This window comes from Duganella vulcania, from assembly GCF_009857655.1.
Classification (GTDB): domain Bacteria; phylum Pseudomonadota; class Gammaproteobacteria; order Burkholderiales; family Burkholderiaceae_D; genus Rugamonas; species Rugamonas vulcania.
The window spans coordinates 1-26,331 of record NZ_WWCX01000091.1; the positions used below are offsets into that span (position 1 = coordinate 1).

The 26,331-nt window shown below is 66.6% G+C and carries 24 protein-coding genes; 9 read left to right on the top strand and 15 right to left on the bottom strand.

Annotation, left to right across the window (positions count from 1 at the left end; genetic code table 11):
• A partial coding sequence (locus tag GTP90_RS28845; protein WP_161086738.1) for a BACON domain-containing protein occupies positions 1–2,018 on the top strand: 2,018 nt, incomplete at its 5' end.
• A 4-nt stretch (positions 2,019–2,022) separates the two neighbouring features.
• On the opposite strand, the gene GTP90_RS28850 is transcribed toward GTP90_RS28845, so the two are convergent.
• Entirely contained in the window at positions 2,023–2,400 is a 378-nt protein-coding gene (locus GTP90_RS28850) for a Rossmann-fold NAD(P)-binding domain-containing protein (RefSeq protein ID WP_117013911.1), read from the bottom strand.
• A gap of 155 nt (positions 2,401–2,555) precedes the next feature.
• Between GTP90_RS28850 and GTP90_RS28855 the strand changes: the two genes are divergently transcribed.
• On the top strand, positions 2,556–2,720 hold the full coding sequence (locus tag GTP90_RS28855) for a hypothetical protein (RefSeq protein WP_175048272.1): 165 nt from the start codon (positions 2,556–2,558) through the stop codon (positions 2,718–2,720).
• A gap of 5 nt (positions 2,721–2,725) precedes the next feature.
• Entirely contained in the window at positions 2,726–3,544 is an 819-nt protein-coding gene (locus GTP90_RS28860) for a metallophosphoesterase family protein (protein WP_161086739.1), read from the top strand.
• A gap of 317 nt (positions 3,545–3,861) precedes the next feature.
• On the opposite strand, the gene GTP90_RS28865 is transcribed toward GTP90_RS28860, so the two are convergent.
• The gene (locus GTP90_RS28865; RefSeq protein WP_161086740.1) at positions 3,862–4,383 is read right to left on the bottom strand and encodes a DNA-deoxyinosine glycosylase; all 522 of its coding nucleotides are present in this window, start codon (positions 4,381–4,383) and stop codon (positions 3,862–3,864) included.
• A gap of 89 nt (positions 4,384–4,472) precedes the next feature.
• Between GTP90_RS28865 and GTP90_RS28870 the strand changes: the two genes are divergently transcribed.
• The gene (locus GTP90_RS28870; RefSeq protein WP_161086741.1) at positions 4,473–4,910 is read left to right on the top strand and encodes an Mpo1 family 2-hydroxy fatty acid dioxygenase; all 438 of its coding nucleotides are present in this window, start codon (positions 4,473–4,475) and stop codon (positions 4,908–4,910) included.
• Here the strand turns inward: GTP90_RS28870 and GTP90_RS36505 are convergent.
• On the bottom strand, positions 4,907–5,044 hold the full coding sequence (locus GTP90_RS36505; RefSeq protein ID WP_175048273.1) for a hypothetical protein: 138 nt from the start codon (positions 5,042–5,044) through the stop codon (positions 4,907–4,909). The two genes, GTP90_RS28870 and GTP90_RS36505, sit on opposite strands and share 4 nt — an antisense overlap.
• A 159-nt stretch (positions 5,045–5,203) precedes the next feature.
• Between GTP90_RS36505 and GTP90_RS28875 the strand changes: the two genes are divergently transcribed.
• From GTP90_RS28875 to GTP90_RS36510, 3 genes are all read left to right on the top strand, one after another.
• Positions 5,204–6,124, top strand: coding sequence for a DMT family transporter (locus GTP90_RS28875; RefSeq protein ID WP_161086742.1), 921 nt, complete (start codon positions 5,204–5,206; stop codon positions 6,122–6,124).
• Positions 6,124–6,615 (top strand): GNAT family N-acetyltransferase, encoded by a 492-nt coding sequence (locus GTP90_RS28880; protein WP_161086743.1) that lies wholly within the window; start codon positions 6,124–6,126, stop codon positions 6,613–6,615. The genes GTP90_RS28875 and GTP90_RS28880 overlap by 1 nt, the downstream gene beginning before the upstream one ends.
• A gap of 68 nt (positions 6,616–6,683) precedes the next feature.
• A complete protein-coding gene (locus GTP90_RS36510; RefSeq protein ID WP_175048274.1) occupies positions 6,684–6,860 on the top strand; it encodes a hypothetical protein in 177 nt (58 codons plus the stop codon).
• On the opposite strand, the gene GTP90_RS28885 is transcribed toward GTP90_RS36510, so the two are convergent.
• From GTP90_RS28885 to hutU, 8 genes are all read right to left on the bottom strand, one after another.
• The gene (locus tag GTP90_RS28885) at positions 6,846–8,372 is read right to left on the bottom strand and encodes a glycine betaine ABC transporter substrate-binding protein (protein ID WP_161086744.1); all 1,527 of its coding nucleotides are present in this window, start codon (positions 8,370–8,372) and stop codon (positions 6,846–6,848) included. The genes GTP90_RS36510 and GTP90_RS28885 overlap by 15 nt on opposite strands.
• A gap of 39 nt (positions 8,373–8,411) precedes the next feature.
• Positions 8,412–11,060, bottom strand: a complete 2,649-nt coding sequence (locus GTP90_RS28890; RefSeq protein ID WP_254452102.1) for a zinc-dependent metalloprotease — start codon at positions 11,058–11,060, stop codon at positions 8,412–8,414.
• A gap of 92 nt (positions 11,061–11,152) precedes the next feature.
• Positions 11,153–12,373 (bottom strand): imidazolonepropionase, encoded by a 1,221-nt coding sequence (gene hutI / locus GTP90_RS28895; protein ID WP_161086746.1) that lies wholly within the window; start codon positions 12,371–12,373, stop codon positions 11,153–11,155.
• Between the two features lie 14 nt (positions 12,374–12,387).
• Entirely contained in the window at positions 12,388–12,963 is a 576-nt protein-coding gene (locus GTP90_RS28900; protein ID WP_161086747.1) for a HutD/Ves family protein, read from the bottom strand.
• Positions 12,960–14,336, bottom strand: coding sequence for a formimidoylglutamate deiminase (locus GTP90_RS28905; RefSeq protein WP_161086748.1), 1,377 nt, complete (start codon positions 14,334–14,336; stop codon positions 12,960–12,962). Before GTP90_RS28905 ends, GTP90_RS28900 begins: the two co-directional genes overlap by 4 nt.
• Positions 14,333–15,121, bottom strand: a complete 789-nt coding sequence (hutG, locus tag GTP90_RS28910; protein WP_161086749.1) for an N-formylglutamate deformylase — start codon at positions 15,119–15,121, stop codon at positions 14,333–14,335. Before hutG ends, GTP90_RS28905 begins: the two co-directional genes overlap by 4 nt.
• Positions 15,122–15,132: 11 nt before the next feature.
• Positions 15,133–16,680: a histidine ammonia-lyase gene (gene hutH / locus GTP90_RS28915; protein ID WP_161086750.1), complete on the bottom strand. Its 1,548-nt coding sequence runs from the start codon at positions 16,678–16,680 to the stop codon at positions 15,133–15,135.
• Between the two features lie 13 nt (positions 16,681–16,693).
• Positions 16,694–18,397, bottom strand: a complete 1,704-nt coding sequence (gene hutU, locus GTP90_RS28920) for a urocanate hydratase (protein ID WP_161086751.1) — start codon at positions 18,395–18,397, stop codon at positions 16,694–16,696.
• Between the two features lie 228 nt (positions 18,398–18,625).
• Here hutU and GTP90_RS28925 point away from each other — a divergent pair, with 228 nt between their 5' ends.
• Entirely contained in the window at positions 18,626–20,182 is a 1,557-nt protein-coding gene (locus tag GTP90_RS28925; protein ID WP_161086752.1) for an RNA/DNA-binding domain-containing protein, read from the top strand.
• Here GTP90_RS28925 and GTP90_RS28930 read toward each other — a convergent pair.
• Genes GTP90_RS28930 through GTP90_RS28940 form a run of 3 tightly spaced genes read right to left on the bottom strand, consistent with a single transcriptional unit; the run spans position 20,179 to position 23,560 of the window.
• The gene (locus GTP90_RS28930) at positions 20,179–21,873 is read right to left on the bottom strand and encodes an amidohydrolase (RefSeq protein WP_161086753.1); all 1,695 of its coding nucleotides are present in this window, start codon (positions 21,871–21,873) and stop codon (positions 20,179–20,181) included. The two genes, GTP90_RS28925 and GTP90_RS28930, sit on opposite strands and share 4 nt — an antisense overlap.
• Before the next feature lie 60 nt (positions 21,874–21,933).
• Entirely contained in the window at positions 21,934–23,097 is a 1,164-nt protein-coding gene (locus tag GTP90_RS28935) for a hypothetical protein (RefSeq protein ID WP_161086754.1), read from the bottom strand.
• A 31-nt stretch (positions 23,098–23,128) separates the two neighbouring features.
• Positions 23,129–23,560 (bottom strand): type 2 periplasmic-binding domain-containing protein, encoded by a 432-nt coding sequence (locus GTP90_RS28940; RefSeq protein WP_161086755.1) that lies wholly within the window; start codon positions 23,558–23,560, stop codon positions 23,129–23,131.
• A gap of 202 nt (positions 23,561–23,762) precedes the next feature.
• On the opposite strand from GTP90_RS28940, the gene msbA reads away from it, so the two are divergent.
• Entirely contained in the window at positions 23,763–25,586 is a 1,824-nt protein-coding gene (gene msbA, locus GTP90_RS28945; RefSeq protein ID WP_161086756.1) for a lipid A export permease/ATP-binding protein MsbA, read from the top strand.
• Here the strand turns inward: msbA and GTP90_RS28950 are convergent.
• Entirely contained in the window at positions 25,571–26,311 is a 741-nt protein-coding gene (locus GTP90_RS28950; protein WP_371875143.1) for a 2OG-Fe(II) oxygenase, read from the bottom strand. The two genes, msbA and GTP90_RS28950, sit on opposite strands and share 16 nt — an antisense overlap.
• Positions 26,312–26,331: the final 20 nt, after the last annotated feature.

Genomic DNA, 26,331 nt, shown 5'->3' on the forward strand with positions numbered 1-26,331 from the left:
CCTGGAGCGCCAGCAGCGGCGCGGCCTGGCTCAAGGCCACGCCGGCCAGCGGCAGCGGCAGCGGCACGCTCAGCGCCGTCTTCGACCCGGCCGGCCTGGCCGTGGGCGAGTACAGCACCACGCTGACCGTGCTGGCCAGCGACGGCCAGAGCGCCACGCTGACGGCCACGCTGTCGGTGCAGCCGAGCGGCCTGGTCACCGCCAACGGCGTCGTCTTCAACGCCGTCAATGGCGCGCCGATCGCCACCCAGGTGATCCCGCTCGACACCGACGACAAGAGCAGCGCCAGCTGGAGCGCGGTCGCCAACGCCCCTTGGCTGCGCATCTCACCGACCAGCGGCAAGACGCCGGCCACCGCCGTGCTGACGGTCGATCCCACCGTCGGCGCGTTGGCCAGCGCCAGCTACAACAGCAGCGTCACGCTCAGCGCCACCGGCCTGCCGGCGCGCGAGCTGCCGGTCACGCTCAACCTGACGCCGGCCACGCTGAGCGCCTCGGTCAACAGCATCACGCTGGGCGGCACCTACGGCCGCGACTTCAGCGCCACCCCGAGCGTGACGCTGAGCCTGAACACCTCCACCAATTCCTGGCCGTGGACGCTGGGCACGCTGCCGGCCTGGGCCAGCGCCACCGTCGCCAGCGGCAGCGTCAACCAGGCCGGCAGCAAGACCGCCTTCAAGGCGCTGCCGATCGGCGCGCCGGTCGGCGCCAGCTCGGCGCTGGTCAACGCCACCGCCCGCGTCAACGGCGACCAGGTGGTGGCGCCGGTGCTGCTCAACATCAACCGCGACAGGCACAAGCTGCTGCCATCCGAGACCGGGGTGGCCCTCAGCGGCTCGCCGGGCTGGACCCGCCTGAGCCGCACCCTGACCGTGCAGGACAACTACGGCAGCTTCGGCGGCATGAGCGCCGCCTCCAGCCAGCCGTGGCTGGTGGCCGGCGTCAGCGGCAACAAGCTGACCGTGACGGCCGACCCGACGCCGCTGGGCACGGACACGCTGAACATCGCCACCGTCACGCTGACCCCGCTCGACGCCGACGCCAGCGCGCCCGAGCCGATCCGCGTGGCCATGTGGAAGGGCACGCACACGCCGGTGACCAACGTCAGCACGGTGCTCACCTACAACCACGTGATCACCGACCCGATCCGGCCCTACGCCTACGTGCACAACGGCGGCGCCTACGTCGACATCTACAATCTCTACAGCGGCCAGAAGGCCGGCTCGATCACCGGCCTGGGCGCCAGCCTGGGCGACATGACCACCAGCGCCAACGGCGACTACCTGTTCCTGCTGAACCTGAGCAGCCGCACGCTGGCCACGATCGACCTCAACACCCTGGCGGTGGTGAGCCAGTTGCCGGTCGACGCCGACGCCGCCACCCGCCTCAAGGTGATCCGGCCGAACGGCGTGGAAATGCTGGTGCTCAGCACCGGCGCGGCCTACCTGACCTCGAATGGCGGCCGCCTCACGCTGCCGCTCAGCGGCGGCGGCCCGCTGGCCGCCAGCGCCGACGGCAAGAACCTGCTGCAGCAGCAGGAAAACAGCGCCACCGTGCAGATCACCACGCTCAGCGTCGATTACAGCGCGCTCAACGGCGGCACCCTGTACCCGGCCCGGATCGCGGCCGCCAGCCACGCCAACACCGGCACGCTGGGCCAGGACATCGCGGTCAGCCCGGACGGCACGCGCATCTACACCGCCAGCAGCACACCCAAGCTGTGCAGCATTCTCAATCCGGTCGACCTGGGGGTGCTGGGCTACCTGGCGGCCGGCGACGGCACGCCCAACAATGTCAAGCTGGGCAGCGACGGCCGCATCTATTGCGGCGCCGCGGTCAAGACCGCCACCAGCGATGTGTGGATGTACGACACCAGCGGCAAGCTGCTGAACCAGTTCAAGCTGGCCGGCAGCGGCAAGCAGTTGCTGCCGCGCCAGCTGGCGGTGTCGGGCGACGGCACCATCCTGATCGGCATCACCGACGACGGCGTGGCCACCATCGTGCCGGTGGGGCCGTGACGGCTCAGTAGCCGGTGCTGCGGCCGGCGATCACCGGCAGGTCGTCGTCGGTGGTCATGGCCCAGATCAGGCGGGCGATGGTTTCCGAGGCGATCACCGTGTGGTGGTTGCCCATCGCCATCAATTTTTCGCGGATCTCGCGCCGCACGGCCGGGATGCCGGTCAGGTCGAACAGGATGTCGACGCCGTCGCCCAGGGCGACGATCTGGTCCAGCGTGCGCACCGCCAGGCCGGCGTCCAGCGCCAACTGGCGGCCCGGCGTGTCGCCGCTTTCGGCCACCGCCACCAACTCCACGCCGCGCTCGCGGCGGCCCAGCATATTGCGCAAGAAGGCCGAACCGATACGGCCCAGTCCGATGATGGCGATTTTTTGATTGTCCATGTTTTCCCCAGCTAGGTTGAACTGCGATCGATACCCCGGTAAAACTGTGTTAAAAGAAAGTATATTTAAGGCAAGCATAACCACGCGCCCCCGGCAAGGCAAGCCGCATGGCACGGCGGCCCCGGCGGGAGGTTGTTTTTACACAAGGAAACATCATGCGGGCATTGATCATCATTGACATGCAACAAGGAATGGCCGGCGCCGCTGCGGGCGCGCCACGCCGCGCCGACGATGTACACTGGATGACACTGTCCAACCTCGATGGCGAATACGCCGCCATCGTCGACACCGCCGGCTTGCTGGCCACGTTCAAGGAGTGAGCGCCATGCGCATCGCCATCGTCTCCGACATCCACGGCAACCTGGCCGCGCTGGAAGCGGTGGCGGCCGACATCGTCCGCCAGGGCGTGGACGCGGTGGTCAACCTGGGCGACAGCCTGTCCGGCCCGCTGCTGCCGCTGGAGACCGCGCGCTTCCTGATGGCGCGGGCCTGGACCCACCTGGCCGGCAACCACGAGCGGCAGATCCTTGAACTGCACCCCGGCTCCGGCGCGGCCGACGCCTACGCCCACGCGCAGCTGACGGCGCGCGAACTGGCCTGGATCGCCACGCTGCGGCCCGCGCTGCAATGGAGCGACGAGGTCTTCCTGTGCCACGGCACGCCGGCCAGCGACATCACCGGCCTGCTGGAAACGGCCGAGCGCCACGCCGGCGCCGCCGAGATCGAACAGCGCCTGGGCCGGATCGAGGCCGGCCTGATCGCCTGCGGCCACACGCACGTGGCGCGCAGCGTGCGCGGCGCGCGCGGACAGCTGATCGTCAATCCCGGCAGCGTCGGCCAGCCGGCCTACCGCGACGACCATCCCTATCCGCACGTCGTCGAAACCGGCTCCCCCGACGCCCGCTACGCCATCGTCGAGCAGCGCGGACAGCGCTGGCACGCGCAACTGCTGACCGTCCCCTACGACCACCGCGCCATGGCCGAACTGGCCCGCGCCAACGGCCGCGAGGACTGGGCGGTCGCGCTGATGAGCGGCTATGTAACGGCCCAATCTGTCGCGCACATTGAAGACGATGTCCAACTACGGCATCGTGGAACTGAAACGCGAGCGGAATCAGGTACGTCCGGTGGCCAAAGCCACTGAATTTCGTATCTTCGCCCATTGAACCGCAGGCGCCAGGACTGCCGGGGCCTTGGCGCTGGCGGGCACGCTCCAGCGCAGGCCATCCGTCAAAGCGAGAAAGGTCCTGCGCCGTGTCGTGCGCCTGGAAGCAGGACTACCTGGCGATCACAAGCCTGTACGGGACGGTATTCAGGAATTGGCTATCTGAGCAATGCATTCGGCGACATACAGGAAGTCGCCCGCCAATCCGACGCCAATCCCAGCATAACCACCACGCCGTGTCGGAAAATCGTACTCCGTCGCTGACAACATTGCGCACCGTTCTGAGCGCCATGGGCTTACGCTTGGCCGTTCAACCCATCAATTAACAGGCGCCACCTCTCCAATTTCTGCGCCAATGTAAGCGAGGCGTGTGCGGGCGAAGTTGAGGGCAGCACCACGGTGCGATAACCCTGCGCCGCGAACTGCGGCGCGAACTTGCCGGACGTCTGGCCGTTGAAGCCCACCGTTTCCAACAGCGGGCACAGCTCGCGCAGGCGGGCGAAGTCGTTGGCGGCGGGCTTGCGGATGGCCGAGTCGAGGCTGCCCTCGCGCTCACAGGCGCCCAGCACATCCCACAGGCCGAAGCCGTGCGCCAGCAGGCGCGGCAGGCGTTCGTCGTAAGGCAGTTGCGCCAGCGGTTCGCCCGTCAGCGCCGACAGAATCGGCCACAGCAGATTGCGCGGATGCGCATAGTACTGCTGCGCCGCCAGCGAGGCGGCGCCGGGAAAGCTGCCCAGCACCAGGATGCGCGTGCGGGCGTCGATCACCGGCGCCAGGCCGGTCAGTGCGGGGAGGATCAAATCGGTATCGTTGGCCATGGCCGCATTGTACCCAAGCGTTGCCACGCCGCGATTCGGGTGTAGAATTTGCCGACGGCACGACCGTACTAAAAAACCGGGAGACACCCATGACGCAAGCGCGCACCATCGATACCCTACTGGCCAAGTACAGCGAGAGCCATCTCAATCCCACCAACGAAGTGATCCACTTCATCTGCGTGCCCATCATCGTCTTCACGCTGCTGGGCCTGCTATGGGCCGCGCATCCGCTGCTGGCGGTGGCGGTCACGCTGGCCTCGCTGGTCTACTACTTCAAGCTGTCGAAACCGTTCGCGGTGGGCATGCTGATGATGTCCACGCTGATGCTGGCCCTGCTGGCCGCCCTGCCGGACAAGGCCATCCTGCCGCTGTCGCTGGCGATCTTCGTGCTGGCGTGGATAGGCCAGTTCATCGGCCACAAGATCGAAGGCAAGAAACCGTCGTTCTTCGACGACCTGCGCTTCCTGCTGATCGGGCCGCTGTTTGTGCTGGGCTTTTTGTACCGCAGGCTGAAGCTGGCGTACTAATGAAAACCGGCGAAGGCGAACAGCGTCTGGGCGGCGCTCTGCATGTCGTCGCCGGCCAGCATCAGCACCAGCGCGGTGCTGACCGCGACATAGCCCAACAAGCCGACAACCTTGATCTGCAGCGCGGTGCTCATGCCGCCCTCCCGTGTGTGATGTGTGATTCCATCTTACTTGCATTTTCAACAAAATGCTCAAAATTTACACAGCGGAAACAAATTAGTTGCCACGCTGTTGCGTCGCAACAAAATCATAGCCGCTAGGCAAGGAATGGCGCGGGCGGCTATACTCGTCCGATGTCCTCTCCACTCCTGTTCGCCATTGCCTGCCTGATCTGGGGCTCCACTTTCTTCGCCATCACGCTGCAACTGGGCGAGGTCGCGCCCGCCGTGTCCGTCGTGTACCGCTTCGCGCTGTCGGCGGCGGTGCTGTTCGCCTGGTGCCTGGTGCGCGGCGACAAGCTGCTGATGCCGTGGCGCACCCAGCGCTGGATGTTCCTGCAAGGCTGCGCCACCTTCGGCCTGAGCTACATCTGCACCTACTCCTCCGAGCAGTACCTGGTCTCCGGCCTGGTCGCCGTGCTGTTCGCGCTGATGGTGTTCTGGAATCCCATCCTCAACCACCTGGCCTTCGGCACGCCGCTGCGCTGGCGCACCTGGGCCGCCGGCGCGCTGGCCATCTGCGGTGTGTCGCTGCTGTTCTTCCAGTCGATCCGCGGCGCCTGGAGCGAGATCCTGTCCGGCGGCAATGGTCACTTCCTGCTCGGCCTCGGCCTGGCGCTGACCGCCACCATCGCCAGCTCGGTCGGCAACGTGGTCGTGATCAAGGTGCGCGAGCAATCGTCCAACGTGCTGCTGACCATGGCCTGGTCGATGCTGTGGGGCAGCCTGCTGGTGGCGCTGTGGGTGGTGGTCAGCGGCCAGTCGTTCAGCATGCCGTCCGGCCTGCCCTACTGGGGCGGACTGCTGTACCTGTCACTGTTCGGCTCGGTGATCGCCTTCGCCGCCTACTTCACGCTGATCCACCGCATCGGCTCGCACAAGGCCGTGTACATCGGCGTGGTCACGCCCGTGATCTCCGTGCTGCTGTCGATCCAGCTGGAACATTTCCGTCCCGGCGCGCTGGAATGGGCCGGCATGATACTGTGCCTGTCCAGCGTCGCCTGGGCGCTGCAACCCGATACCCCCGTCCTTAAAGAAAGCACCGTGGAAGCCTGATGACTACCTCCGACCTGACCATACGCCCGGCCCAGCCGGCAGACGTCGCCGCGATTTTCGGCATGATTTACGAACTGGCCGTGTTTGAAAAACTCGAACACATGGTCGTCGCCAACGAGGCCATGCTGCACGACAGCCTGTTCTGCGACAAGCCGGTGTGCGAAGCGCTGGTCGGCGAGGCCGACGGCGAGGTCGTCACCTTCGCGCTGTTCTTCCACAACTTCTCCACCTTCCTGTGCAAGAAGGGCCTGTACCTGGAGGACTTGTACGTCAAGCAGAGCCGGCGCGGCAAGGGCTACGGCAAGCAGATGCTGGTGGCGCTGGCGCAGCTGGCGGTGGAACGCGACTGCGGCCGCTTCGAATGGTCGGTGCTGGACTGGAACAGCAACGCCATCAAGCTGTACGAAAGCATGGGCGCCTCGCTGCTGCCGGAATGGCGCATCTGCCGCGTCACCGGCGACGCGCTGACGCACATGTCTCAAGGCGCTTGATATCGCACAAGGCCTGGCGGCATCAAGCTTGCAGAATGAATGTCGACCTTCATTCGCAGGAGACCGCCATGCCGAAATTGCCGCCCTTAGTCAACACCGTCTACAAAGCCTGGCTGCGCGCCCGGCTGGAGCGCTACACGCGCGCGCTGGAGGCCATCGCCGCCCAGCGCGAGAACGATTTCCACGCCGAGCGACTGCTGCACAAGGAGATGGTGCTGCTGCGCTCCAAGCTACACTCGCTGTGACGGCGCGCGGCTGGCCAGCCGCTCCAGCAGTTCGAACGCGGCCTGCGTCAGCAAGGCCAGCAGCGCCGCCGGGATCGCGCCGGCCAGCAGCATGTCGTTATCGTTCAGCGCCAGGCCGATGGTGATGCGCTCACCGTAGCCGCCGGCGCCGATGAAGGCGGCGATGGTCGCCGTCCCCACGCTCATCACCGCCGCCGTTTTCACGCCGGCCAAAATCACCGGCAAGGCCAGCGGCAATTCGATATGCACCAGCCGCTGCATCGGCCGCAGGCCCAGCGCCTGCGCCGCCAGCCGCAAGCCGGCCGGCACCTGCAACAAGCCGGTGCAGGTGTTGCGCACGATGGGCAGCAGCGCGTACACCACCAGCGCCGCCAGCGCCGGCACCGTGCCTATCATGCCCAGCAAGGGAATCAGCAGCGCCAGCAAGGCCAGCGAGGGCACCGTCTGCAGCACGCCCGTCAAGCCCAGCACCACCTGCCGCAGGCGCGGAAACGCCGCCGCCAGCACGCCCAGCGGAATGCCGACCACGCACGCCAGCAGCACCGCCGCCAGCACCAGCGTCAGATGCTGGCGCGTCAGCGGCCACAGGTTCTTGTCGAAGATCTTGGCCAGCAGGCCATCGCGCACCAACGGCGCCTGCGCGGCCTTGCCGGCGCCGGCGGCCTGCGGCTGGTGCGCCGCCAGCCAGCCGCGCGCCACGTTGGCGAAACTCTGGCCGTCGATTTCGGCGGCGGCGTTCATCGCGATCATGTCGGTGGCGCTGATGCGGCCCTCCAGTTGCGCGATCGCCTTCCACGCTTCAGGAAAGCGCGCCGGCGCATCGAGCCGGTACAACAGCATCGCGTCGTAGCGCGGGAAGTAGGCGCGGTCGTCGTCCAGCACGCGCAGGCCGTACTGGCGGATCTTGGCGTCGGTGGAGTAGATGTCGATCACGTCGACCTGGCGCTGCATCAGGGCCTCGTAGGCGATGCCGTGGTCCAGGCCCTCCGGCCGCTGCGGCAGGCCGTAGCGCTTGGACAGCCCCGGCCAGCCGTCCGCGCGGCCGATGAATTCGTGCGACAGGCCGAAACGCAGCGCCGGCTGCGCCGCCAGCTCGCTGAGTTTCGTCACGCCGTCGGCGCCGCCGCGCACCGCCAGCGCGTAGGTGTTGTTGAAGCCCAGCGGCACCGCCACGCCCAGCCCCATGGCCGCCAGCTCGCGGCGGATCTGCTCCAGTGGCGCGGGCTGCGCGTGCTTGAGGATCTCCAGGTCGATGGTGCCGAGGTACTCGGGATAGACGTCGATGCGGCCGGCCTGCAGGGCCGCCAGGACGATGGCGGTATTGCCCAGGCCTTGCAGATGCTCGACCCTGGCGTGCGGCACGGCCTGTGCGGCCGTCTGCGTCAGCACCTCGCCCAGGATGTAGGACTCGGTGAAGCGCTTCGAGCCCACGTGCAGCGTGTCGCCCGGCGCTGCGGCACACGCCGCGCCGCCGAACAACAGGGCCAGCCAAACAAGCAATCGTCCTTGCACACGCTCTCCGAAATGATGGTCAATCCAGAGAGCTTACCATCAAGCGCCCGCGCGCAACATGGCCGCCTTCAAGGCCTGGCTCAGCGTCTCGTACGATTCCGACAGGTGGGCCTTGGCCTCGCGGCTCATCGGCTTGCCCATCGCGGCGCGGATATCGCGTTGCAGCGCCAGCGCGTTCTCGCGCTGCAGGCTGCGGGCGTCGGCCGGCGTGAGCGGCGATGCGCGCAGCAGTATCGTCGTCACGCGCTTCAGATGCTCGCGTTGCAGGTTGCGGCGCATGCCGTTGATGTCCTTGCCGGTTTTCAGCTCGCTCCACACCGCATCCTGCACGGTGGTGTACAACTCGTCGAGGCTCAGCGCCTGCTTGCGGTCGTCCAGCTTCTCCTGCGAATCGAGCAGGCGCACGGCCACCGCGTCGGACATCAGCTGGTCCAGCGCGCCGGCCTGCAAGGTCAGCACGCGGCCGCTGACCGAGACGTCGGCCCGTCCGCGCCCTTCGAAATGGTCGGGGCCCAGGCGGCTGATCATCGCCGGCGAGAACTGGAAGCTGTCCGACTTGAACAAGCTGGTGGTCAGCATCTGCAAGGCCGCCCGCTGGCGCTGGAGCGGCACCGGCGTGAAGGTGGCGCGGCCCGTGCCCGCGTGATCGCGCAGGTAGGTCACGCCGCCCACGTACTTCACCACCACCGGCAGGGTGCGCGCGAACTGCTCGAAGCCGTAGTCGAAACTGCGGCGCAGCGTTTCATAACTCTCGCCGGGCTTCAGCGTGCGGCTTTGCAGACGGTCCCACAGCTCGCGCGAGATCGTCAGGCGGCGCTGGAAGTAGGCCAGCGGATCGCTGCCCAGGTCGAACACGTTCACGTCCGGATCGGAGTTGAAACCGCCCGCATCCTGGTCGGTGCCGAAGGCCAGCAGCGGTTCGTTGGAGCGCCCGGCGATCTTCTCCAGCTCCGCCTTCTCCTGCGCCGGCTCGATCGGCTTGTAGGCGTACTCGATGGCCCAGTAATCGTAAGGGCCCAGCGTCGACGTCACGTACTCGCCCTGCTTTTCACCCTTCAGCGACAGGTTGAACGGCGTGTAGTCCATCACCGATCCGGTCAGGCCGTTCTTCTTCGTGAACTCGGGATCCTGCAACTGCTTCAAGCTGTAGATGGTCGACGAGCGGAAATTGTGGCGCAGGCCCAGCGTGTGTCCGATCTCGTGCATCACCATCGAGCGCACATAGGCTTGCGCCACCGCGTCCGCCTCGGGGCTGCCCATTTCCAGTTCGCCGCGCGCCTCCAGCAGGCCCATGGCGAAGCCCATCTCGGACGCCGATTCCTGCATGTAGTCGCAGCGCGCCTCCTGCCCGGGCATCGCCAACGGCTCCTGTGTGGACATGACGTCCTCGCCGATCAGGCGGCGCGCGCCGCGCGCGAAGATGTCGGACATGCCGACGTGGGCATCGAGGATCTCGCCGCTGCGCGGATCGACCTGCGTCGGCCCGACGGCAAAGCCGACGTCCTTGCCGACGAACCAGCGCACCGACGCATGCCGTGCATCCATCGTATCGAAGCGGTCCTTCTCGGTCTGCTGCTTGACCACGATGGCGTTCCTGAAGCCGATGCGTTCGAACGCATCGTTCCACGCCAGGATGCCCTGTCTGACCGACTCGCGGTACTTCTCCGGGATGTTCGCGTCCAGCCAGTAAACGATGGGCTGCTTCGGTTCCGACAGCGCCTGCGCCGGGTCCTGCTTCTCCAGGCGCCAGCGCTGGATGACGTGGCGCGAGGTGGTCGGCGTCACGTCGTCCGAATAGTCGTAGGTCGTGCTCACGAAATGGCCGACGCGGTCGTCCGCGACGCGGCCATGCATGGGCTGCGCCGGCAGCGGCATGAAGCTGTAGTAGAAGCCCAGGAACATGCTGCGCGGGTCCGGCAGCGTGGTCGGCGGCATGGGGATCGGCACCGGCGTGGCCGGCATCACCGCCGGCGGCGCCGCGATGCGCGGCACGAAGAAGTGCGCGTTGACCTGGAAGCCGGTCATGGTCTCGTCGGAGCGGATGGTCAGGAAGCTGCTGTTGCGCACGTCCATCGCATACGGCATGCGGAAGGCCGCCTCCAGCCGCGTCGTAAAACTTGGGATATCGCCGAACAGCAGGATGTTCGCCTCCACCAGGATCGCGCGGTTCTGCGGATTCGGCCCGCTGGCCACCGGCGCGATCGCCACCAGGCTGTCGGAGAACCCCTGCGATACCGCCAGCGCCTGCGGCGTGCCGGCCTTGGCGCCGTACCCGGTATTCTTGGCGATCATCTGCACCAGGTTGCCGAGGCGGTGGAACACCACCACCTGGCTAATGCCCATCTGGCTGCCGTAGATACCGCGCTCGCCTATCCCGTTCGGCATGTTCACAGTCATGAAGATGGGACGGTCGAACTGGTCGGGCCGCAGCTCGATCCAGACTTTTTCCTCTTTCTGGTACAGGTTCAGGAAGCCCTGCAGGTGCGCCGCGCCGCGCACCAGGTCCGCGAACGGCCTGGGGGCGGCGGCTGCTGCCGCGGCAGGCGCCGGCGCGGTAGCCGGCTGCAAAGGCGTGGTGGCGACCACCGGGACTTCCGGCGCATGGGGAACGGGCGTGGGCGGCACCGGCTCCTGGGCCAGCGCCTGCGCGCCGAGCGTCAGCAGGACGGCGGCGCGGAGGGAATTCATGACAAACATGGGGATCCTGTTACGTTGGAAGAGGCATCCGGTACTGTAACCGAAACAACAACTAACGAAACAGAATTTCCCGAGGCCTCCCTCTAAACCTGCGGTGAACGCAACACGCCGCCATTGACCACGCCCCGGCAGGGATTGAGGCCGATGGCATACGACAGGTCCGCCGGCCGGGCGATGCGCCACAGCGCGAAGTCGGCGCGCTTGCCCGCTTCCAGGCTGCCGATCTGCTGCTCGCGGCCGAGCGCGCGCGCCGCGTGCAGCGTGCAGCCGGCCAGCGCCTCCAGCGGCGTCAGTCGCCATAAGGTGCAGACCATGTTCATCGCCAGCAGCAGGGACGTCATCGGCGAAGTGCCGGGATTGCAGTCGGTGGCCGCCGCCATCGGCACGCCAGCCGCGCGCAACGCGGCCACCGGCGGCGGCGTGGTATCGCGCAGGAAGTAGTAGGCGCCGGGCAGCAGCACCGCCACCGTGCCTGCGGCGGCCATCGCGGCGATACCGGCGTCGGTCAGGTGTTCGAGATGGTCGGCGGACAGGCCGTGGTAGCGCGCCACCAGCTCGGCGCCGCGCTGGTCGGACAGCTGCTCCGCATGCAGCTTGACCGGCAGGCCCTGCGCACGCGCCGCCTGGAACACGCGCTCCGTCTGCTCGCGCGAGAAGCCGATCCGTTCGCAGAAGGCGTCCACCGCGTCGACCAGTCCTTCGGCCGCCAGCGGCGCGATCATCGCACATACTTCGGTGATGTAGTCGTCGGCGCGGCCCGCGAACTCCGGCGGCAAGGCGTGCGCGCCGAGGAAGGTGGCGGCGACGCTGACCGGCAGCTGGCGGCCGATGCGGCGCGCCACGCGCAGCATGTTCGCTTCCGATTCCAGCGTCAGGCCGTAGCCGGACTTGATTTCCAGCGTGGTCACGCCTTCGGCCAGCAGGCTGCACACGCGCGGCAGGCTTTGGCGCAGCAGTTCGTCCTCCGATGCGGCGCGGGTGGCGCGCACGGTGGACATGATGCCGCCGCCGGCGCGCGCGATGTCCTCGTAGGTGGCGCCGTTGAGACGGGCCTCGAATTCGTCGCTGCGGTTGCCCGCGTGGACGATGTGGGTGTGGCAGTCGATCAGGCCCGGCGTCAGCCAGCAGCCGCCGCCATCGTGCACGGTGACGGCCAGCGCGCCTTGCGGCAGTTCGGCCCGGGGCCCCAGCCACGCGATCCTGCCATCCTTGACGGCGATGGCGGCGTCGCGGATTTCACCATAGCCATCGGCTGCCGTGGCCATAGTGGCCAGGTGCACGTTCGTAAACAACACATCCCACATGCTTGCTACTTTCTTTAATTGTTGATGATGTCGACCACGAACACCGTCGCCTGCTGGGCCTCCATCGACCACAGCTCCTCCGCCTCCATCACCAGCAGGTCGTAGCGCACCATGGCGATGCGCTCGCGCGAGCTGCTCACGGTCAGGCTCTCGCCGTCGGCCAGGAACAGCAGCGTGGTGGCGCTGCGGCGCTCAAGCGGCTCGACGCCGCGCACCACGCGCGGCTCCAGCCGGTGGCGGCAGCGGCCGCGCCGCGTCATCACATTGAAATCGGTGGTCAGGCTGCCGGTGACGGTGGCGTGCACCGCCGCCTCGCCGTCGAATTCGATCAGCGGCTCGCTGGGGCTGAGCACAAAACGCTCGTCGCCGAAATCCAGCAGCACGCCGTCGCCGTCGACCAGCGCCAGCGAACGGTCGATGCCGGGGAAGCAGGAGAAAGGGCCGCTTTGCGAGATGGTCGCCAGGCTGACGCGCCAGTCGAATTCATCGAAGCCGGCACTGGCGGGAAAGACGGCGATTTCCGTCGTGCTGCCGCCGCCGTTCTTCCACGGCGCGGGCCGCAGGCTTGCATACTGGATTAGCTGGGTCATCGGAACTCCCTCAGTTCGGCCAAGGTCTGCTTGAAGCGCGCAGCGATCGCCTGCTGCGCAACGTGCTGCTGATTGCGAACTACCCACTGGCCGCCGACCATCACGTCCTTGACCAGGTTGTCATTGCCGCAGAAGACGAAGCTGCCGAGTACCTCGTCCAGCGCCAATCCGTACAGGTTCGGGTGCTGGTCGTCCAGCACGATCATATCGGCGCGGCGGCCCGGCGCCAACGCGCCCACCGGCCTGCCGCTGGCCTGCGCGCCGCCCTGCAAGGCGCCCTGCCAGAGGAAGTCGCCAACGTTGCGCTCCCCGGCCGACACCGCGATATTGCGGCGCTGGTGCTGCAGGCGCTGGCCGTATTCCAGCCAGCGCAGTTCCTCCACCGCGCTCTGCGAAATATGGCTGTCGCTGCCGATGCCGAACCGGCCACCCTCCGCCAGGAACGCCTCCAACGGGAACAGGCCGTCGCCCAGATTGGCCTCCGTGGTCGGGCACAGTCCCGCCACCGCGCCGCTCCGCGCCATCCGCTCCACCTCGCCGCGCACCAGATGCGTGGCGTGGATCAGGCACCAGCGTTCATTCACGTCCACCTGGTCCAGCAGCCACTGCACCGGGCGGCTGCCGCTCCAGTCCAGCGATTGCTGCACTTCCTGCGTCTGCTCCGCGATGTGGATGTGCACCGGACGCTCGCCCGGCAGCGTCGCCAGCACCTCGTTCATCTGCGCCACCGACGCCGCGCGCAGCGAATGCGGCGCCACGCCCACCTCGGTCCGCGCATCGCGCAGGGGCTCCAGCGCCTCGACGATGCGCAGCACATCCTGTGCATCGGTCTTGAAGCGCTGTTGCTCCGGCTTCAAGGCGCTTTCGCCAAAGCCGGAATAACTATACAACACCGGCAGCATGGTGATGCCGATTCCCGCCAAACGTGCGGCCGCGATGACGCGCTCCGCCGTTTCGGCCGGCCGCGGATACATGGCGCCGTCCGGCGCGCGCTGCACGTAATGGAACTCGCACATCGACGTGTAGCCGTGGCGCAGGCACTCGGAGAACAGCTGTGCCGCGATGGCCTCGATGTGCGCGGGCGTGATGTTGCGCGCGAAGCGGTACATCAGGTCGCGCCAGGTCCAGAAGCTGTCCTTGGTTTCTCCGGCCTTTTCCGTGCGCCCGCCCAGCGCCCGCTGGAAGCTGTGCGAATGCAGATTGATCATGCCGGGCAGCGCGTACTCCACCACCGGCGCGATCAGCTGCGCGCCGGCCGGCACGGCCACGCCGGTGTCGACGCGGACGATGGTGCCGTTCGTATCCCACTCGACCAGAACATCCTTGCCCCAGCCCTTCGGCAGCAAGGCGTTGCGCGCGTACAGCCGGTTCATGCGCGGCTCCAGTCGGCGGCTGCTTGCGTCATCTGCCGCAGCAGCCCTTGCACGTGCTGGGCAAGGTCCTCGCGGTAGCCGTAGGGCGCTTCCTCATCCATATACGTGGACTGGCACATCTCCAGCTGGATCGCGTGCACGTTGTTGGCCGGCTGGCCGTAATGGCGGGTGATATGCCCGCCCTTGAAGCGGCCGTTGACGGCCACGCTGTAGCGCTCCTGCGCCAGCGCACGCGACACGATGGCGTCGCTCAGGCCGGGCGCGCAGCTCTTGCCGTCGGCCGTGCCGAAGTTCAGGTCCGGCAGCTTGCCTTCGAAGAAGCGCGGCACCACCGAGGCGATCGAATGCGCGTCCCACAGCACCACGCGGCCGTGCAGCGCCAGCAGGCGATCCAGCTCGGCGCGCAGTTGATCGTGATACGGCTTCCAGTAGGCCGCCAGGCGGCGCTGCACCTCCGCCTCGCTTGGCGCATGGCCTTCGCGGTACAGCGGCTCGCGATGGAAGGTGTCGACCGGGCACAGGCCGGTCGTATCCTGGCCCGGATACAGGTTGGTGTTTTCCGGCGGCCGGTTCAAATCGATGACGTAGCGCGACCAGCGCGCCGACAGCGTCGACGCCCCCATCTCGCCAAGGAACTCGTACAAGCGCACCAGGTGCCAGTCGGTATCCTGCTTGTCGACGGCGGCCGGCGTCATCGCGGCCGCCACGTCGTCCGGGATATCGGTGCCCACGTGCGGCATGGACACCAGCAAGGGAATACTGCCTGCTTTGAACTGATAGTCCATGACGCCTCCTCTTATGGATGCAGGGCCGTGAACAAACCCTTGCACGACGCGCTCAACTCGCCGCGCATGACCATGCCCTTGGCCGCCTCGATGTCCGGCGCGAAGAAGCGGTCGGCGTCGAAGAACGGCACCTTTTGGCGCAGCTGCGCATGCACGTGCTCCAGGTGCGGCGAGGTTTTCAGCGGACGGTGGAAGTCGATGCCCTGCGCCGCCGCCAGCAGCTCGATACCGATGATCACAGCGGTATTGTGCGCCATATCTTCCAGGCGGCGCGCCGCGTAGGTCGCCATGCTGACGTGGTCTTCCTGGTTGGCCGAGGTCGGGATCGAATCGACGCTGCCGGGATGGGCCAGCGACTTGTTCTCCGACGCCAGCGCGGCGGCGGTGACGTGGGCGATCATGAAGCCGGAGTTCACGCCCGGCTCGCGCACCAGGAACGGCGGCAGGCCGGACAAGGTGGCGTCGATCAGCAGCGCGATGCGGCGCTCGGAAATCGCGCCGATTTCGGCGATGGCCAGCGCCAGCGTGTCGGCCGCGAAGGCCACCGGCTCGGCGTGGAAGTTACCGCCCGAGACCACCACCGACAGCTCGCCGTCCTTGAACAGCAGCGGATTATCGGTGACGGCGTTGGCTTCGATCAGCAGCGTGCGGGCGGCGTTGCCGATGATGTCCCAGCAGGCGCCCATCACCTGCGGCTGGCAGCGCAGGCAGTACGGGTCTTGCACGCGTTCGTCGCCGACCAGGTGCGAGGCGCGGATAGCGCTGTTGCTCACCAGTTGACGGTAGATCGACGCGGCGGCGATCTGGCCCGGCTGGCCGCGCACCTCGTGCACGCGGGCGTCGAACGGCGAGTCGGAACCCTTGGCCGCGTCCAGCGACAGCGCGCCCGATACCATGCCCGCTTCCAGCAGGCGCTCGGCCATGAACAGGCCATGCAGCGCCAGCGCGGTCGAGACCTGGGTGCCGTTGATCAGCGCCAGGCCCTCTTTCGCGGCCAGCACCACCGGTGCGATGTTGGCGGCCTTGAGCGCGTCGGCGGCCTGCATCAGCTCACCGTTGACGCGCACTTCGCCCACGCCCAGCATCGCCAGCGTCATGTGCGACAGCGGCGCCAGGTCGCCCGAGGCGCCGACCGAACCCTTGGCCGGAATGGCCGGCATGATGCCGGCGTTGTACAGCGCGATCAGCGTGTCGATGATCAGCGGACGCACGCCCGAATAGCCGCGCGCCAGGCTGCCGATCTTCATCAGCAGGATCAGGCGGCAGACCGCGTCGGACAGCAGTTCGCCGGTGCCCACCGAGTGCGACAGGATCAGGTTGCGCTGCAGCTGTTCCAGCTTGTCGTCCGGGATGCGGGTCTTGGCCAGCAGGCCGAAGCCGGTGTTGATGCCGTAGGCCGCGTCACCCTTGGCGACGATGGCGCGCACGGCGGCGGCGGATGCTTCGATGACAGGGTAGGCTTCGGCGGCCAGCGACAGCGGGCCGGCCGCGGTCCATACGGCGCGCAGTTCGGTCAGGGTCATCGCGCCCGGTTTCAGGGTCAGTGCATTTGGTTTCATAGGTACTCTCGGATTATTTGATCATTGGCAGATTGAGGCCGTTGCGCTTGGCGCAGGCGATGGCCGTCTCGTACCCAGCATCGGCGTGACGCATCACGCCCGAACCGCTGTCGTTGACCAGCACGCGCGCCAGGCGCTTGGCGGCGGCGTCGGTGCCGTCGGCCACGATCACCACGCCGGAGTGCTGCGAATAGCCCATGCCCACGCCGCCGCCGTGGTGCAGCGACACCCAGGTCGCGCCGCCGGCGGTGTTGAGCAATGCGTTCAGCAGCGGCCAATCGGAGACGGCGTCGGTGCCGTCCTTCATGCTTTCGGTCTCGCGGTTGGGGCTGGCGACGGAGCCGGTGTCCAGGTGGTCGCGGCCGATGACGACCGGCGCTTTCAGCTCGCCGTTGCGCACCATTTCGTTGAATGCCAGGCCGGCGATGTGGCGCTCGCCCAGTCCCAGCCAGCAGATACGCGCCGGCAGGCCCTGGAAGGCGATGCGTTCGCGCGCCATGTCCAGCCAGCGGTGCACCTGCGCGTGGTGCGGGAACAGCTCCTTGATCTTGGCGTCGGTCTTGTAGATGTCCTCCGGATCGCCGGACAGCGCCACCCAGCGGAACGGACCGCGGCCTTCGCAGAACTGCGGACGGATATACGCCGGCACGAAGCCGGGGAAATCGAAGGCGTTCCTGACGCCATGGTCGAACGCCACCTGGCGGATGTTGTTGCCGTAGTCGACCACCTTGGCGCCCAGCGCCTGGAAGTCCAGCATCGCCTGCACGTGCACCGCGCAGGAGGCGGTGGCGGCGGCTTTCAGTTCCTCGTGGCGCGCGGCGTCGTGCTGCGCTGCCTTCCACTGGTCCACGCTCCAGCCTTGCGGCAGGTAGCCGTTGATCAGGTCATGGGCCGAGGTCTGGTCGGTGACGATGTCCGGCACGATGCCGCCGGCCTTCGCGCGGCGCACCAGTTCCGGCAGCACGTCGGCCGCGTTGCCCAGCAGGCCGATGGAGATGGCGTCGCCATTGGCCTTGTGCAGCTTGATCATCTCCAGCGCCTCGTCGATGCTGGCGGCCTGCTTGTCCAGGTAGCGGGTGCGCAGGCGGAAGTCGATGCTGCTCTGCTGGCACTCGATGGTCAGCGACACCGCGCCGGCCATGGTCGCGGCCAGCGGCTGTGCGCCGCCCATGCCGCCCAGGCCAGCGGTCAGCACCCAGCGGCCTTTGAGGTCGCCGCCGAAATGCTGGCGGCCCGCCTCGGCGAAGGTCTCGAAGGTGCCCTGCACGATGCCCTGCGTGCCGATGTAGATCCACGAGCCGGCCGTCATCTGGCCGTACATGAACAGGCCTTTGCGGTCCAGTTCATTGAAGTGTTCCCAGTTGGCCCACTTCGGCACCAGGTTGGAATTCGCGATCAGCACGCGCGGCGCGTCCGCGTGGGTTTCGAACACGCCGACCGGTTTGCCGGACTGGATCAACAGGGTTTGATTGTCTTCCAGCTCGCGCAGCGAAGCCAGGATCTGGTCGTAGCACTCCCAGTTGCGGGCTGCGCGGCCGATGCCGCCGTAGACCACCAGGTGCTTGGGATTCTCCGCCACTTCCTTGTCCAGATTATTCTGGATCATGCGGTAGGCCGCCTCGGCGCCCCAATTTTTACAGGTGCGCTCCGGTCCGCGTGGTGCGCGGATTTCGCGGCTGGCGTCGAAACGTGGATCGCTGTCTAAATGGGTCGTCATGGTGGCTCCTGCTCCTGAGTGAGTGGGACCGGCCACGCGCGCAACAACACGCGCACAGCCAGCGAATCCTCAAAGGATAAGTTGTATATACAACCAAGTCAATCAATTTTTAAGCGGATCGGAGGGAACGAATTGTTCCTGAGCTTGTCAAATATGTCATCAGTCTTTGCAGTCCTTGCTTGATATCTTGCCAGCATTCGCCGGCGCACGCTCACACGGAGCCTCAATATGGTTGCCCTGCCGATCAACCTGCAGAATCTGTTGCGCCACCGCACGGTGGAAAGCGAGCGCATTGAATACAAGGCAGCGTGGAATCCCGACGCGATTATCCGCACCCTCTGCGCCTTCGCCAACGACTTTGAAAACCTCGGGGGCGGCTACGTCATCATCGGCCAGGATTGCGACGCCAGCGGCCGGCCGGTCGCGCCGCCTGCGGGGCTGGCCGAGAGTCAGATCGACAAAATCCAGCGGGAATTGCTGGCTGCATGCCAGCAGATACGGCCGCCCTACTTCCCTAGCCTGACGATTTGCGAGGTCGACGAGCGCAAGCTGATCGTATTGCATGCGCCGGGCGGCATGCACCGTCCGTACAAGGCGCCGTCCTCGGTGTCGTCCAGGCATAAGACGTGGCACTACTACATCCGCCGTTACAGCAGCACCGTCGAGGCGCGGGGCGATTGCGAGCAGGAGCTGTTGAGCCTGACCGCCAACGTGCCGTTCGACGACCGAATGGCACGGCAGGCGCAGGTGAGCGATCTCTCCAAGCCTTTGATGCTGGCCTATCTTCAAGAGGTAGGCAGCGCGCTGGCGGACTATGCGAACGAGCTTTCCATCGAAGACCTTGGCCGCCAGATGAACGTGGTGGACGGTCCCAGCGAATGTCCTTGCCCCAAGAATGTCGGCTTGATGTTCTTCAGCGAGTCGCCAGACAAGTTTTTCCCGTACACGCAAATCGACGTGGTCTGGTTCCAGGGTGGCCCAGGCGACGATCACTTCGATGAAAAGATATTCAAAGGCCCTTTGGCGCGCATTACTCGCGATGCCTTAAGCTACATCGAGCGCAACTATCTGCACCAGACGGTACTCAAGCACCCCGATCGGGCGGAGGCGACCCGTGTATGGAATTTCCCCTACGCGGCCATCGAAGAAGCGGTGGTCAACGCGGTCTACCATCGCTCGTATCAGGAGCGGGAGCCGATCGAGGTACGCATCATGCGCAATGAAATACTGGTGCTCAGCTATCCAGGTCCGGACCGGTCGATAAAATTGGCAGATTGGGTCACCGGACATGCTGCATGCCACCGCTACCGGAATAGACGCATCGGAGAATTCCTGAAGGAACTTGGCCTGACCGAGGGCCGCTCCACCGGCGTGCCGAAGATTTTGAAGGCCATGGCAGCGAACGGCTCTCCACCGCCGCAGTTTGATACCGATGATGATCGCAGCGGGTGCTTGGTCCGGCTACCGGTTCACCCGCTGGCGCAATGGCCCGTTGAGAAGTCCACCCCGGAAGTTACCCCCCATGTTACCCCCCATGTTACCCCCCAAGTTACCCCTGAAGTTCGAAGCATCCTCAACCTGCTGGTGGCGGAATCGGCGCGCCAGCAACTTCAAGAGGCGCTGGGACTGAAGGACAGCAAACACTTCCGCAAGACATACCTGCTACCAGCAATCGCAGCGGGACTGGTGGAGATGACCCAGCCCGACGCACCGCGCAGTAGGAGCCAGCGCTACCGGCTAACCCCGGAGGGCCAGCAATGGCTGAAGCAGCACGCCGACGATTAATCCTGCCGCTTCTCCCTCTTATACACCCGCTTGCCGCCCATCCAGGTCTGCAGCACCTGCGTCTTGCCGATCTGCTCGGCCGGCACCTTGAACAGGTCGCGGTCGATCAGGATGAAGTCGGCCCACTTGCCCGGCTCCAGCGTGCCGATCACGTTTTCCTGGTGCGCCGCGTAGGCCGCGTCCAAGGTGAAGCAGCGGAACGCTTCGGTCAGCGTCATCGCCTGGTTCTTGTACCAGCCGCCCGCCGGCACGCCGGCATTGTTCTGCCGCGTCACCGCCGCGTGCAAGCCTTCGAACGGATTCGGCGACTCCACCGGGAAGTCCGAGCCGCACGCGATCCGCGAACCCTGGTCGAGGAAAGTGCGCCACGCATACGCGCCCTTGATGCGCTCATGTCCCACGCGCTGCTCGGCCATGTTCTGGTCCGAGGTCGCATGCGTCGGCTGCATCGACGGGATGATGCCCAGCGCCTTGAAGCGCGGGATGTCCTCCAGCGCCACCACCTGCGCGTGCTCGATGCGGTGGCGCAGTTCGACGTTGTTGTATTTCGGGATCAGCTGCGCGTAGGCGTCGAGGATCTGGCGGTTGCCGGCGTCGCCGATGGCGTGGATATTGACCTGATAGCCGGCCTTCATGGCCTTGTTCATCTTGGCCAGCATTTCCGCGTTCGGATAGAACAGCAGGCCGCTGGTCGACGGCATGTCGCTGTACGGCGCCAGCAGGGCCGCCCCCCGGCTGCCCAGCGCGCCGTCCGCGTACAGCTTGACCGCCGCCAGCGCGTACACGTCGTTGCCGTAGGATTTGAGCGGCCCTTCCCTGGAGAGCTCGTCGAAATCGGCCGTGGTGTCGCCGATCATCGCGTACACGCGGGTGGTGAGCTTGCCGTGGTCCGCATAGTCGCGATACAGGTCGTCCTGCACCACGCGGATACCGGCGTCGTGCACGCTGGTCAGGCCGACCTTGGCCAGCGCCGCCAGTGCGCCATCGAGCCTGGCGCGCGCCTCCACCGGCGTCGGCAGCGGCACCACCTTGTCGACCAGCTCCATGGCGGCGTCCACCAGCACGCCGCTAGGCTTGCCGGAGGCGTCGCGCTCGATGCGGCCGCCTTTCGGGTCCGGCGTCTCCTTGGTGATGCCGGCCATTTCCAGCGCCTTGGTGTTGACCCAGATGGCGTGGCCGTCGACCCGGTGCAGCAGCACCGGACGGTCGCCCACCACCGCATCGAGCTCGGCGGCGGTCGGGAAGCGGCCCAGCTTCCACACTTCCTGGTTCCAGCCGAAGCCCACCAGCCAGGCGCGCTTGGGATGCGTGCGGCCGAACTCCGCCACCGTCTTCACCGCGCCAGACAGCGAGGTGGCGCTGAACAGCTCCACGCCGGAGGCGATCTCGCCCAGCTCGAACACGTGGCCGTGGGCGTCGATCAGGCCTGGCAGCAGGGTCTTGCCCTGCGCGTCGATATGCTCCGCCTTGGGCAGCCGCAGCGCCGTTTCGCGCTCGCCGCCCACCGCGACAATGCGGCCCAGGTCATCGAAGGCGAGCGAGGTGAATCGCTGCAGGGTGCCGGCCGCGTTCAGCGTATAGCCGTTGGCGTGGTCGATGATGGTGTCGGCCCGCGCCAGCGGCAGGACGGCGGACAGGGCCAGGCTGACGGCGGCGGCCAGCGGGACGGGCGAAAACAGGTTTGTGCGCATCGATACTCTCCATTCGGAAGCAAGAACAGAGTGTAGCGCACAACCCGCCAAATACAACGTCTAGAACACGCCCTGCAGCGAGACCGACAACAGGCGCGAATCGCCGAAGAACGGGTAGCTGTAGTGCGACTTGTCCTTGCTGACGTCGTACTGCACCTTCAGCGCGGTGTTCTTGCGGAAGTCCCAGCGCAGCGACAGGTACTGCGTGTTGCGCGCCTCGATCGGCTCGTTGACGGTGGTGTAGCGCGAGAAGGTGTACATCGGCGTCCACGCCTCGTACTGGTAGCCGACGCCGACCAGCGCGTACTTGTAGACGTTGTTGAGCCCCTTGCCGGCGTCGACCTGCTCGTAGCGGTCCAGCTCGGACTTGACCAGCCAGTTCTTGTAGTCGACGTTGGCCGACAGCCCGGCGATGCGCGTGCTCTGGCCGTCGACGAAGGAGACCCGGCCCGCCGGCGTGTCCTGCCAGGTGGTGTCCTTGTAGTGCATCAGCATGGCGCGCACGTCGAAGATGCCGTTGTTGGCCGACACATAGCCGCCCACCATGCTCTTCCACGATTCGTGGGTCGGCGTGGCATAGTAAATTTTGGTGTCGTAGGTGTCGTTGTGCTGGGTGTAGCCGCCGGCCCACATGTGGAAGGTGGCGGCCCAGTCGGACTGGCCCAGTTGCGTGCGGTAGCTGGCGTTGGCGCCCTGGTAGGCGTAGATCGGCCAGCCATAGACGTCCGGCGCCGGCCGCACCCACGGGTAGGCGTAGCCGATGTACAGGTAGTCGCTGTAGTAGTACAGCGGAATGCGGAACTGGCCGGCCTGGAAGGTCCAGGCCGAATCGGCGGCCGGCTGCCAGGTCAGGTAGGCCCAGTCCAGCGTCGGCGTCAGGCCGTGGCCGGGATTGTGCGCGCGCACCACCACCTGGGCCGTGGCCGACAGCGTGGGCGAGAACTCCTTCTTCAGCTGGAAGCCGACCAGCGACTCCTGGTTGACCTGCCAGCCCTCGCTGCGTTCGTAGACCGCCGCGTATTCCCAGTTCTGCACCGTGCAGGGGCATTTCCACTGCATGTAATCCCACGGCGCGCCGCTGCCTTGCGCCTTGCCGCTCAGCACGCGCGCGCCGGTCAGGTTGTAGAAGCCGGTCAGCTTGAGCGTGCCGTCGTCGGTCAGGTCGGTGGCGCCGGCCAGGCCGGCCAGCGCGGCCAGTGCCATCGCTATCAGTGTTTTTTTCATCGAGCAGACTCCAGTAAGGGGGACACGCGGGTCAAGGGACGATCGCCACGACCTTGACGGTGTCGTCCACCGCCGATTTTTCGATGTAGCCGATGGCGCTGACGTTGTCCGCCACCGCTTTCTTGACCTCGGCACTGCTCTTGTATTCCTTGGGCGGCTTGCCCTTGCCGGTGAAGACGATCTTGGACCAGATGGCCTCGACCTGGGCCGGCGACTTCTCCAGCACCTTCTTGCAGAACTCGGCGCGCAGCGGCGAGCCTTCGGCCTGCTCGACCGGAATGAACTGCACCGAGCCGCCGAGGAAGAACTGCGCGGCCTGCGAGGGGAACATGCGGGTGGCCGGGTTTTGTGGATTGACGATGATGGCCAGTTCGGCCCGCGCCGTCAGCGTCGCGCCGCCCAGCGCCGCCGCAGCGAGCAACAACGCCAGGCGCCGTCGCGGAAAGAGCAATTGCAGATCCATATCACCTCTCTGGCTAAGTACAGAAGGAAACTATCGCTGTGCAAATTAATTCTAGTCCACGCGCTTTTGCGCCAAAGTAATTTCTGGCCAGGTAAATGTTTTCCTTCCCTTGTGGTGTTTCGATTGCGCAACGCGCGGCCTTGCATGCCGGGCGGGGCAAGCCGGTTACAATGCAGTCTTTGTAGCCCGATTACCACATCACGTGTCCAGCCGATTACTCTACCTGCGCCTGCTCCAGCAGTTCCGTCCCTACATGTGGCTCGGCGCCCTCACCCTGTTCGCGGTCGGCATGGCCGCCGCCGCCGATGTGTTGTTGATCCGCCAATTGCAAAACGTGGTTGACGCGCTGGCCCCCACGCACAGCCTGGGCGCGCGCCCGGCCGGCGGGCTGCTGGCCGAGGTGCAGCAATGGCTGGGCCGCCTGCTGCCCAACGATCCGGCCAACGCGGCGCTGTGGTCGATTCCGGCGGTGATCCTGGGCCTGGCCGTGATGCGCATGTGTTCCAGCTTCGTGGCCGAATACGGCGCCGCGTGGCTCAGCAGCCGGGTGCAGGCCAACCTGCGCGAGCTGATGTTCGCGCGCGTCATGCGCCTGCCGAACGGGTATTTCGATCAATCGTCCACCGGCACCACGCTCTCGCGCGTGGCCTTCGACGCCGCCCAGGTGGCGCAGGCCGTGCTGACCGTGTTGAACGTCGCGGTGCGCGATTCGGTCGCCGCCGTTGGCTATCTGGCCACGTTGTTCATCGTCGACTGGCAACTGGCCCTGTTCTGCCTTGGCCTGCTGCCGCTGGTGGCCGTCATCGTCACCTTCGCCGGGCGCCGCATGCGCCACCTGAGCAAGAGCGCGCAGGCCGCCATGGGCGACCTGACCAATGTGCTCGACGAGAGCATCAGCGGCCAGCGCGTGGTGAAGATCTTCGGCGGCCAGAAGTACGAGCAGGCCCGCTTCGACGGCGTGGTCAAGGTCAACCGCCAGCTGGCCGTCAAGCACGCGGCGACGTCGGCGCTCAACTCCGGCATCATCATGCTGCTGATCGGGATCACGCTGTCGTCGGTGATCTACTTCGCGCTGCTGCGCGCGCACGCCGGCGCGCTGACGCCGGGCGCGTTCGTGGCCTTCATGTCGTCGCTGATGGCGATGCAATCGCCGATCAAGAACCTGACCAAGATTAACGAGCCATTGCAGCGCGGCCTGGCCGCCGCCGAATCGGTGTTCGGCCTGATCGACACCGAATCCGAGGCCGACACCGGCACCCGCACGGTGGACCGCGCGGTCGGCCGCCTGGCGCTGGAGGACGTGAGCTTCCGCTACAGCGCCGACCCGGACGCCAAGCCGGCGCTGGACCACGTGTCGCTCGACATCGCCGCCGGCGAGACGGTGGCCCTGGTGGGCAGCTCGGGCAGCGGCAAGACCACGCTGGCCGGCCTGCTGCCGCGCTTCTACGAGGTTGGCGCCGGCAGCATCAAGCTCGATGGCGTCGACCTGCGCGACTACACCATGGCCTCGCTGCGCAGGCAGATCGCGCTGGTCAGCCAGGATGTGGTGCTGTTCAACGATACGCTGGCCGCCAACATCGCCTACGGCGATCCCGAGCCGTCGATGGAGCGCATCGAGGCGGCGGCGCGCGCGGCCCATGCGCACGAGTTCATCGAGCGGCAGCCGGACGGCTACCAGACTTCGGTCGGCGAGAATGGCTTGCGCCTGTCGGGCGGCCAGCGCCAGCGCCTGGCGATCGCGCGCGCGCTGTACAAGAACGCGCCGATCCTGATCCTGGACGAGGCCACCAGCGCGCTCGATACGGAATCCGAACGGCTGGTGCAGGCGGCATTGGAAGTGCTGATGCGCGGCCGCACCACGGTGGTCATCGCGCACCGCCTGTCGACCATCGAGAACGCCGACCGCATCGTGGTGCTGGACGGCGGCCGCATCGCGGAAATCGGCAGCCATGAGACGCTGTTGGCGCAGCACGGCATCTACGCCCGCCTGTATCAAACGCAGAAGAGCGTTCAGGTGGCGTCGTGAAAAATCAATCCGAGCGTGTGGCGCGAGCCTGAGCGCAGCCGGCTCACGCCATGCCGCATCGCCACCCGGTAGACGCCGCGCGCGCCCTGCGCCGGCCGGTGGTTGACCGGGAAGATCACCATGTCGCCGCGCTTGAGCGGCACCACCTCCACCCGCGACTGCATGCGCGGGCGCTGCTCGGTCAGCACGAATTCCCCACCTTCGAAATCCTTGCCCGGCTGGCTTAGCAAAATCGCGGCCTGCAGCGGGAACACGTGTTCGCCGTACAGGTCCTGGTGCAGGCAGTTGTAGTCGCCGGGGCCGTATTGCAGCATCAGCGGCGTCGGACGCTGCTGGCCGGCGGCGTGGCAGCGCGCCAGGAAGTCGGCATGGTCGGGCGGGAAGCGCGCTTCCATGTCCATCAACTCGTGCCAGCGGTTGGCGATGCCGGCCAGCGGGCCATACAGCGATTGTCGCAACGCCGAGATCATCGACGGCAGCGGGTAGCGGAAGTACTGGTACTCGCCGCTGCCGAAGCCGTGCTGCGACATCACCACCCGGCTGCGGAACAGCGACGCCTGCCGGTACTGCGCGGCCATGGCGACGCATTCGTCGGCGGTCAGCATGCCGGGGACGATGGCGTAGCCGTGCGCGTTGAGCTCATCGGCGATGGCTTGCCAGTCCAGCCCCGCCACGTGCACCGCGATGCCCGCCGCCGCGCCGACCGCCTTGCGGGCGTTGGCCAGCGCCAGCGCGTTGGCGGCGG